Raw genomic sequence first — 7539 nt, forward strand, 5'->3', positions numbered from 1 at the left:
CCCCGGCGCGGCGGGCGCCGCGCTGCCTTCCAATCTGGCCAGAGCCTCCTCTGCCGCTTCGAATTGGCGTTGCAGCACGATCAATTGTGATTGTTGTTCGAAGGTCGGTGGATGGCCGAACGCTTTCAAGGATTTATTCAGCTGTGCCCGACTCATGGCCAGGTCGACCTTGGCTTTTTTCAGGGCGGCGTCGGCGCTGGCGGCTTTTTGCGCGCGCACTCGTTCCAGCGCAGCCTGCACCGGATCAAGTGGCTGGGCCTGGGCTGGTTGAGCGTTGCGTTGGGTTCGGGCCAGGCGCTCGGCCTGGCGCTGCTCTTCTTCGCGGCGCAGGCGCGCATTGCGCAGCTCGAAGCGGCGGCGGGCGTGATTGCGCTTGGCGGTCCGCGCCTGCTGTTCTTCGATGCTGAAGGCCAGGCCACCGACGACCGGCGTCACGGTTGCCACCGGCAGTGGGCGCATCTCGATGCAATCCACCGGGCAAGGCGCCACGCAGAGGTCGCAGCCGGTGCACTCATCGATGAGAACGGTGTGCATCAGCTTCGCCGCGCCAACAATCGCATCCACCGGGCACGCCTGGATGCACTTGGTGCAGCCGATGCACTCGGCTTCGCGGATGTACGCGATCTGCGCCGGGGCCGAGCCACGGCTGGCGTCCAGTTCGAGTACCGGCACGGTCATCAGCTTGGCCAGGGCCGCGATGGTTTCGCGTCCGCCGGGTGGGCATTTGTTGATCGGTTCACCCTGGGCGATGCCTTCGGCGTAAGGCTTGCAGCCGGGATGGCCGCACTTGCCGCATTGGGTCTGCGGCAGCAGGGCGTCGATACGTTGAATCAGGTTCATGGCTTGACCAATCCGCGCAACCCGAGAAATGCCACCGCCATCAACCCGACGCTGATCAACTGGATTGGCAAGCCCCGAAATGGCAAGGGGATATCGTTATCCTGGACTCGCTGGCGCAAGTCCTCGAACAGGCTCAAGACCAGCCAGAAACCCAGCCCGGCGCCCAGGCTGAGGGCCATGGCCTGGCCCAGGCCTTGGTCGTTCCGGCTGTTGAGCAGCGTGACGCCCAGTACGCCGGCATTGCCGAACAGCAGCGGCCACAAGCCATCGAACGGCTGCGACGGCAGCCAATGCGTCAGCAGGCGCAGCAACGGGCTGATCAGCAGCACGCTCAGGGGCAGCCATACGAATAACCGTAGCGATGTCAGCTGCGCCGGAACCAGCAGCCAGCGATCGAGCAGATAACCGAGGGTCCCGACAACCAGCATCAGGCCGGCTGTCGCCAGGCCAAGGGCGTGTACCCGGCTCCGCCCCTTGGCCGCCAGCAGCGGATCGACGCCCAGCGGCCAATGCAACACGAGGTTGTTGATCAGGGCAGCGCTGAACAGCGAGAGAAGGATGTCAGTCATGGGCATGGGGCAACGGGGAGCCGGTTGAAAGATCAGGCATTATCCGGCACGCCGCGAGGGCCGGCCAGATATGAAAATCCCACAGCCGCTCGACAGCGACTGTGGGATCGGTGCAGCGCGCAGTCGCGTTATTTGATCCGCTGACCCGGCTTGGCGCCGCTGTCGGGGCTCAGCAGGTAGATTTCCTCGCCGCCAGGACCGGCCGCCATGACCATGCCTTCGGAAATGCCGAAGCGCATTTTGCGTGGCTTGAGGTTGGCAATCATCATCGTCAGCCGACCTTCGAGCTTGGCCGGATCCGGGTAGGCGCTCTTGATGCCGGAGAACACGTTGCGCTGCTCATCGCCGATGTCCAGGGTCAGGCGCAACAGTTTGTCGGCGCCTTCGACGGCTTCAGCCTTGACGATCAGCGCCACGCGCAAGTCGATGGCGGCGAAGGCATCGAAATCGATTTCCGGCGACAGCGGATCCTTGGCCAGCTCGCCGTTGCCGGCAGGGGCGCCGGTGTCGGTCTGGCTGGCGGCGAGGTCTTCCTTGGACGCGTCGATCATGGCCTGGACCTTGGCCGGGTCGATGCGGGTCATCAACGGTTGGAACGCGTTCAGTTGATGATTGCTCAGCAGCGTCTGGTGATCGTTCCAGGTCAGCGGCGCAATGTTCAGGAACGCTTCGGCGTCGGCCGCCAGCAATGGCAGCACCGGCTTGAGGAAAATCACCAACTGGCGGAACAGGTTGATGCCCAAGGCGCAGATTGCCTGGACTTCGTCCTGCTTGCCTTCCTGCTTGGCCAGCGACCACGGGGCCTTTTCGGCGATCCAGGCATTGGCGCGGTCGGCCAGGGCCATGATTTCACGCATGGCGCGGGCAAAGTCGCGGCTCTCATAGGCCTCGGCGATGCTTGGCGCAGCGGCCAGGAAAGCGTCGGTGAGTTCCGGTGCGGCGTTACCCGCCACCAGCACGCCGGCGTTGCCCTTGTGGATGAACCCGGCGCAACGGCTGGCGATGTTGACGACCTTGCCCACCAGGTCGGAGTTGACCTTCTGCACGAAGTCCTCGAGGTTCAGGTCGAGGTCGTCGACGCCACGGCCGAGCTTGGCCGCGTAGTAGTAGCGCAGGTATTCGGGCGACAGGTGATCCAGGTACGTCCGCGCCTTGATGAAGGTGCCGCGGGACTTGGACATTTTCTGGCCGTTGACGGTCAGGTAGCCATGCACATTGATGCCGGTCGGCTTGCGGAAACCGGCGCCTTCAAGCATGGCGGGCCAGAACAGCGCGTGGAAATTGACGATGTCCTTGCCGATGAAGTGATACACCTCGGCCGTGGAGTCCTTGGCCCAGAACGCGTCGAAGTCCAGCTCCGGGGTGCGATCGCAAAGATTCTTGAAGCTCGCCATGTAGCCGATGGGTGCGTCCAGCCATACATAGAAGTACTTGCCAGGCTCGCCGGGAATTTCGAAGCCGAAATACGGCGCATCGCGGGAGATGTCCCATTCCTGCAAACCGGAGTCGAGCCATTCGGCGAGCTTGTTCGCCACCGCGTCGTGCAGTGTGCCGCTGCGGGTCCAGGTCTGGAGCATTTCCTGGAAGTCCGGCAGCTTGAAGAAGAAGTGCTGAGAATCCCTGAGCACCGGCGTCGCGCCGGAAATCGCTGATTTCGGGTCTTTCAGGTCGGTCGGTGCGTAGGTGGCGCCGCATTTCTCGCAGTTGTCGCCGTACTGGTCTTCGGTGCCGCATTTCGGGCAGGTGCCCTTGATGAAGCGGTCGGCCAGGAACATTTTCTTTTCCGGGTCGAAGTATTGGGTGACCGAACGGGTAGCGATATGCCCGGCGTCACGCAGCTTCAGGTAGATCAGGCTCGACAGCTCACGGTTTTCTTCGGCGTGAGTGGAGTGGAAGTTGTCGAAGTCCACCAGGAACTCGGCAAAGTCGGCGCTGTGTTCAGCCTGGACGTTGGCGATCAGTTGTTCCGGGGTGATGCCTTCCTTTTCCGCGCGCAGCATGATCGCCGACCCGTGGGCGTCGTCGGCGCAGACATAGATGCACTGGTTGCCGCGATGTTTCTGAAAGCGCGTCCACATATCGGTCTGGATGTATTCCAGCATATGGCCAAGGTGAATCGAACCATTGGCATAGGGCAGGGCGCTGGTGACGAGAATCTTGCGTGGCTCGGACATGGGGCTCGGCTACTTGATGAAACGGAGGTCGGCCACTATAAAGCGCCGGGAAATATATTTCACCCCGCTGGCCTTTTTGTGGCGAGGGAGCTTGCTCCCGCTGGGGGGCGAAGCCGCCCCAAAACGGTTCTACGTCCTTGCTGATCGACAGCGTCAACCTCGTTGCGACTGCTGCGCAGCCGAGCGGGAGCAAGCTCCCTCGCCACAAGAGCGGTCGTCGCCTTTAATCGGGTCGCCACGCGAGAGCGTGCGGCGTAGGATAGCGGCCTGTTTTCAAGTCTTGTTATCGGAGTTGCCCATGAGCGCCGTCAATCGCGCAGCGGTGGAAGCCGTCCTTCGCCAGTACACCGACCCTTACCTGAACCAGGACCCGGTCAGCGCCGGATGCGTGCGAGCCGTCGATATCCAGGGCGATCGCGTCAGTGTCGAGCTGGAAATCGGTTATGCCGCCGAGCTGTTCAAGAATGGTTGGGCGCAGATGCTGCAGATGGCGATCGAAGGCCTGGATGGGGTGGCAACCGCCAAGGTCCAGGTCACCAGCGTGATCTCCGCCCACAAGGCGCAGGCCCAGGTGCCGGGGTTGGCTAACGTCAAGAACGTCATCGCCGTAGCTTCCGGCAAGGGCGGCGTTGGCAAATCCACCACCGCCGCCAACCTGGCGCTGGCCCTGGCCCGTGAAGGGGCAAAGGTCGGTATTCTCGACGCGGATATCTACGGTCCGAGTCAGGGCATCATGTTCGGCATTGCCGAGGGCACCCGGCCGCAGATAAAGGACCAGAAGTGGTTCGTACCGCTGCAATCCCACGGCGTGGAGGTCATGTCCATGGCCTTCCTCACCGACGACAACACACCGATGGTCTGGCGTGGGCCGATGGTGTCCGGGGCCTTGTTGCAACTGGTCACACAAACCGCCTGGGGCGACTTGGATTACCTGGTGATCGACATGCCCCCAGGCACTGGCGATATCCAGCTGACCTTGGCGCAGAAGGTCCCGGTGGCCGGCGCGGTGATCGTTACCACGCCACAGGATCTGGCCCTGCTGGACGCGCGCAAGGGCGTGGAGATGTTCCGCAAGGTGAACATCCCGGTGCTGGGCGTGGTGGAAAACATGGCCGTGCACATCTGCTCGAACTGCGGGCACGCCGAGCATCTGTTCGGGGAAGGTGGTGGGGAAAAGCTGGCGAGCCAGTACGGTGTCGAGCTGCTGGCCTCGCTGCCGTTGTCGATGGTGATCCGCGAGCAGGCCGACGGTGGCAAGCCGACCGTCATCGCCGAACCGGACAGCCAGATCGCCATGGTCTATCAGGAGCTGGCCCGCCACGTGGGCGCGCGGATCGTGTTGCAGGAGGCCGCGTCGCCGGCGATGCCGAACATCACCATCAGCGACGATTGATAGATTGATAGATTGAAACCCTATCCACTGTGGGAGCGAGCCTGCTCGCGATGGCGGAGTATCAGTCACATCCAAGCTGACTGACCCGACGCCATCGTCGGATCGCCGCCCGGAGCAGGCTCGCTCCCACAGGAGTTATGGTGTGGGTTCAGATCCGCATCCCGCCATCCATCTCCAGGATCCGACCGGTGTAATAGTCGTTCTCGAAGATATAGGCCGCCGAATGCGCAATCTCCTCGGGCTTGCCCATGCGCTTGAGCGGGATCACGGATGTCATTCTTTCCAAGGCTTCGGGTTTCATGCCCAGGGTCATTTCGGTTTCAATGAAACCCGGCGCAATGCCCGCTACCCGGATGCCATAACGCGCCAGTTCCTTGGCCCAGGTCACTGTAGCGGCGGCAACGCCGGCCTTGGCGGCCGAGTAGTTGGTCTGGCCGATATTGCCGGCGCGGGAGATCGACGAGATATTGATGATGGCGCCGCTGTTCTTCAGCTCGACCATTTTTGCCGCGACTTCACGGGTGCACAGGAACACGCCGGTCAGGTTCACGTCGATCACGGCCTGCCACTGGGCCAGGCTCATCTTGGTCATTTCGCCGTCCTTGACCTTGAGCAATAGGCCGTCACGCAGGATGCCGGCGTTATTGATCAGCCCATGGATCGCGCCGAAGTCTTCCGCCACGCGGGCAACCATGTCGATCACCTGGTCTTCATTGGCCACGTTGCACAAGTAGGCCCGGGCCTCAACGCCCTTGGCTGCACAGGCAGCGACCGCCTGGTCGAGTTTCTCCTGATTGAGGTCGACGAGCGCTAGCCTGGTGCCCTTGTCCGCGAAATACTCGGCCATGGAACGACCCAGGCCCTGGCAACCGCCGGTGATAATGATTACTTTGTCAGTGAGTTGCATTCTCATGTCCAGAGGGCGCAGCGGTGGAGGGACTGCGATAGAACTCTCGATTCGCGGCGGTGTGGCCCGGCCGTATACAAGAACAGTCCCACAGGTGTAGCGGAACATTACTCCACTCTCCTGACCGTTTTCTAGACGGACTTTATTAAAGGAGTCATAAATTGAGCGTTGAAGCTGCCAAACATGCCCGGGAATTGCTCCTCAAGGAATATCGTGGAATGCTCTCCACTCATTCCAAATCCATGCCCGGCTTTCCGTTCGGCTCCGTGGTCCCCTATTGCCTGGATGAACAGGGCCAGCCGCTGATCCTGATCAGTCGCATTGCCCAGCACACCCACAACCTGCAAAAAGATCCCAAATGCTCGATGCTAGTGGGTGAGCGCGGCGCTGAGGATGTGCAGGCCGTGGGCCGGTTGACCTACCTGGCCGAGGCCCGGAAACTCGAAGACAGCGCGGCCATTGATGCCGCCGCCGAGCGTTATTACCGCTATTTCCCCGAGTCGCAGAACTACCACCGGGCCCACGACTTCGACTTCTGGGTGCTCGACCCGGTACGCCACCGCTACATCGGCGGCTTCGGTGCGATTCACTGGATTGACCAGATCACCCTCGCCAATCCTTTCGCCGGCAAGGCCGAAACGAACATGATCGAACATATGAATGCCGATCACGCCAAGGCCATCGCCCATTACGTTGACTTGAGCGGCCTGCCGAAAAACGAACCGGCGCTATTGGTCGGCATCGACAGCGAAGGCTTGCATCTGCGCATTGGACAGGGGCTGCATTGGCTGGCGTTTCCAAGCCGTTGCAACACCCCGACACAAGTGCGCGAAGCCTTGGTTTATCTGGCTCACGCCGAGCAATGGCCAAAAAATGCCGAGGTCGATGCTTGAATTCACGAAAGAGCGACGTCATTTAAGGTTTCATAGCAAGGCATTCTTGCGTAGAGGAACCCTTTGATGCGCCCTTTTTTATTGCTCTTTCTGCTATTCCCGGTGTTGGAGCTGTTCGTATTCGTCAAGGTCAGCGGTGCGATCGGTTTTTTCCCGGCGCTGCTGCTGGTCATTCTCGGCTCGATGCTCGGTGTCTTCGTGCTGCGTATTGCTGGCCTCGCCACTGCGTTGCGTGCCCGTGAAAGCCTGAGCCGTGGCGAGCTGCCTGCCCAGACCATGCTCGAGGGCCTGATGTTGGCCTTGGGTGGCGGCCTGTTGATCCTGCCAGGTTTCATCAGCGACGTGCTGGGCCTGGTGATGCTGTTGCCATTCACCCGTCGATTGCTCGCCAACAAGATGCGCCAGCGCGCCGAAGAGCAGGCGATGCGCCAGCGAGCGTTCGCCGATGACCTTCAGCCCCGTGGCGGCCCGACGCCGCGGGAACCGGTGGGTCGTGAGCCCAACGTGATCGAAGGCGAGTTCGAACACCGCGACCCCAAGTAGCTTTGCAGTGACGCGCAACCAATCACACGGCACCTTCGGGTGCCGTGTTCGTTTTGCGCTCGTTAAGTAAAAAATTTCACATCCAACCCTTGTAATCGACTTGCACGCCCTTATGTATGGGTTACCGCAAGGTTTCCGGTGGCGACACCGGACAGACTTCCGCGGTTCGCTTGACGAACCGCACCCCGGCTCCGCCGGCTTTTGTTAAACCCGCCGGGAC

General features: G+C 61.6%; 7 protein-coding genes. 3 read left to right on the forward strand and 4 right to left on the reverse strand.

The features are described from left to right. The 3 genes from rsxB to metG all read right to left on the reverse strand — a co-directional run. Positions 1 to 840, reverse strand: an 840-nt coding sequence (rsxB, locus tag ACE04F_RS20185) for an electron transport complex subunit RsxB (RefSeq protein ID WP_486109409.1), incomplete at its 3' end; no start/stop codon positions are given. Then, entirely contained in the window at positions 837 to 1409 is a 573-nt protein-coding gene (locus ACE04F_RS20190; protein ID WP_486109411.1) for an Rnf-Nqr domain containing protein, read from the reverse strand. The genes ACE04F_RS20190 and rsxB, both read right to left, overlap by 4 nt. Positions 1410 to 1537: 128 nt before the next feature. Next, entirely contained in the window at positions 1538 to 3583 is a 2046-nt protein-coding gene (gene metG / locus ACE04F_RS20195; RefSeq protein ID WP_486109413.1) for a methionine--tRNA ligase, read from the reverse strand. Positions 3584 to 3881: 298 nt separating this feature from the next. Here metG and apbC point away from each other — a divergent pair, with 298 nt between their 5' ends. Next, positions 3882 to 4976: an iron-sulfur cluster carrier protein ApbC gene (gene apbC, locus ACE04F_RS20200; RefSeq protein ID WP_486109415.1), complete on the forward strand. Its 1095-nt coding sequence runs from the start codon at positions 3882 to 3884 to the stop codon at positions 4974 to 4976. 148 nt (positions 4977 to 5124) lie between these two features. On the opposite strand, the gene ACE04F_RS20205 is transcribed toward apbC, so the two are convergent. After that, positions 5125 to 5883: an SDR family oxidoreductase gene (locus tag ACE04F_RS20205; RefSeq protein WP_486109417.1), complete on the reverse strand. Its 759-nt coding sequence runs from the start codon at positions 5881 to 5883 to the stop codon at positions 5125 to 5127. A gap of 161 nt (positions 5884 to 6044) precedes the next feature. On the opposite strand from ACE04F_RS20205, the gene ACE04F_RS20210 reads away from it, so the two are divergent. Further along, positions 6045 to 6776: a HugZ family pyridoxamine 5'-phosphate oxidase gene (locus ACE04F_RS20210; protein ID WP_486109419.1), complete on the forward strand. Its 732-nt coding sequence runs from the start codon at positions 6045 to 6047 to the stop codon at positions 6774 to 6776. A gap of 66 nt (positions 6777 to 6842) precedes the next feature. After that, the gene (locus tag ACE04F_RS20215; RefSeq protein ID WP_486109421.1) at positions 6843 to 7319 is read left to right on the forward strand and encodes an FxsA family protein; all 477 of its coding nucleotides are present in this window, start codon (positions 6843 to 6845) and stop codon (positions 7317 to 7319) included. The last annotated feature ends 220 nt before the right edge of the window (positions 7320 to 7539 follow it).

Source organism: Pseudomonas sp. AGC41, from assembly GCF_057334555.1.

Bases quoted from the DNA above. Each gene is read 5' to 3' on its own strand.
- ACE04F_RS20205 (WP_486109417.1), bottom strand. From the start codon at position 5,883: ATGCAACTCACTGACAAAGTAATCATTATCACCGGCGGTTGCCAGGGC.
- apbC (WP_486109415.1), top strand. From the start codon at position 3,882: ATGAGCGCCGTCAATCGCGCAGCGGTGGAAGCCGTCCTTCGCCAGTAC.
- ACE04F_RS20215 (WP_486109421.1), top strand. From the start codon at position 6,843: ATGCGCCCTTTTTTATTGCTCTTTCTGCTATTCCCGGTGTTGGAGCTG.
- ACE04F_RS20190 (WP_486109411.1), bottom strand. From the start codon at position 1,409: ATGACTGACATCCTTCTCTCGCTGTTCAGCGCTGCCCTGATCAACAAC.
- metG (WP_486109413.1), bottom strand. From the start codon at position 3,583: ATGTCCGAGCCACGCAAGATTCTCGTCACCAGCGCCCTGCCCTATGCC.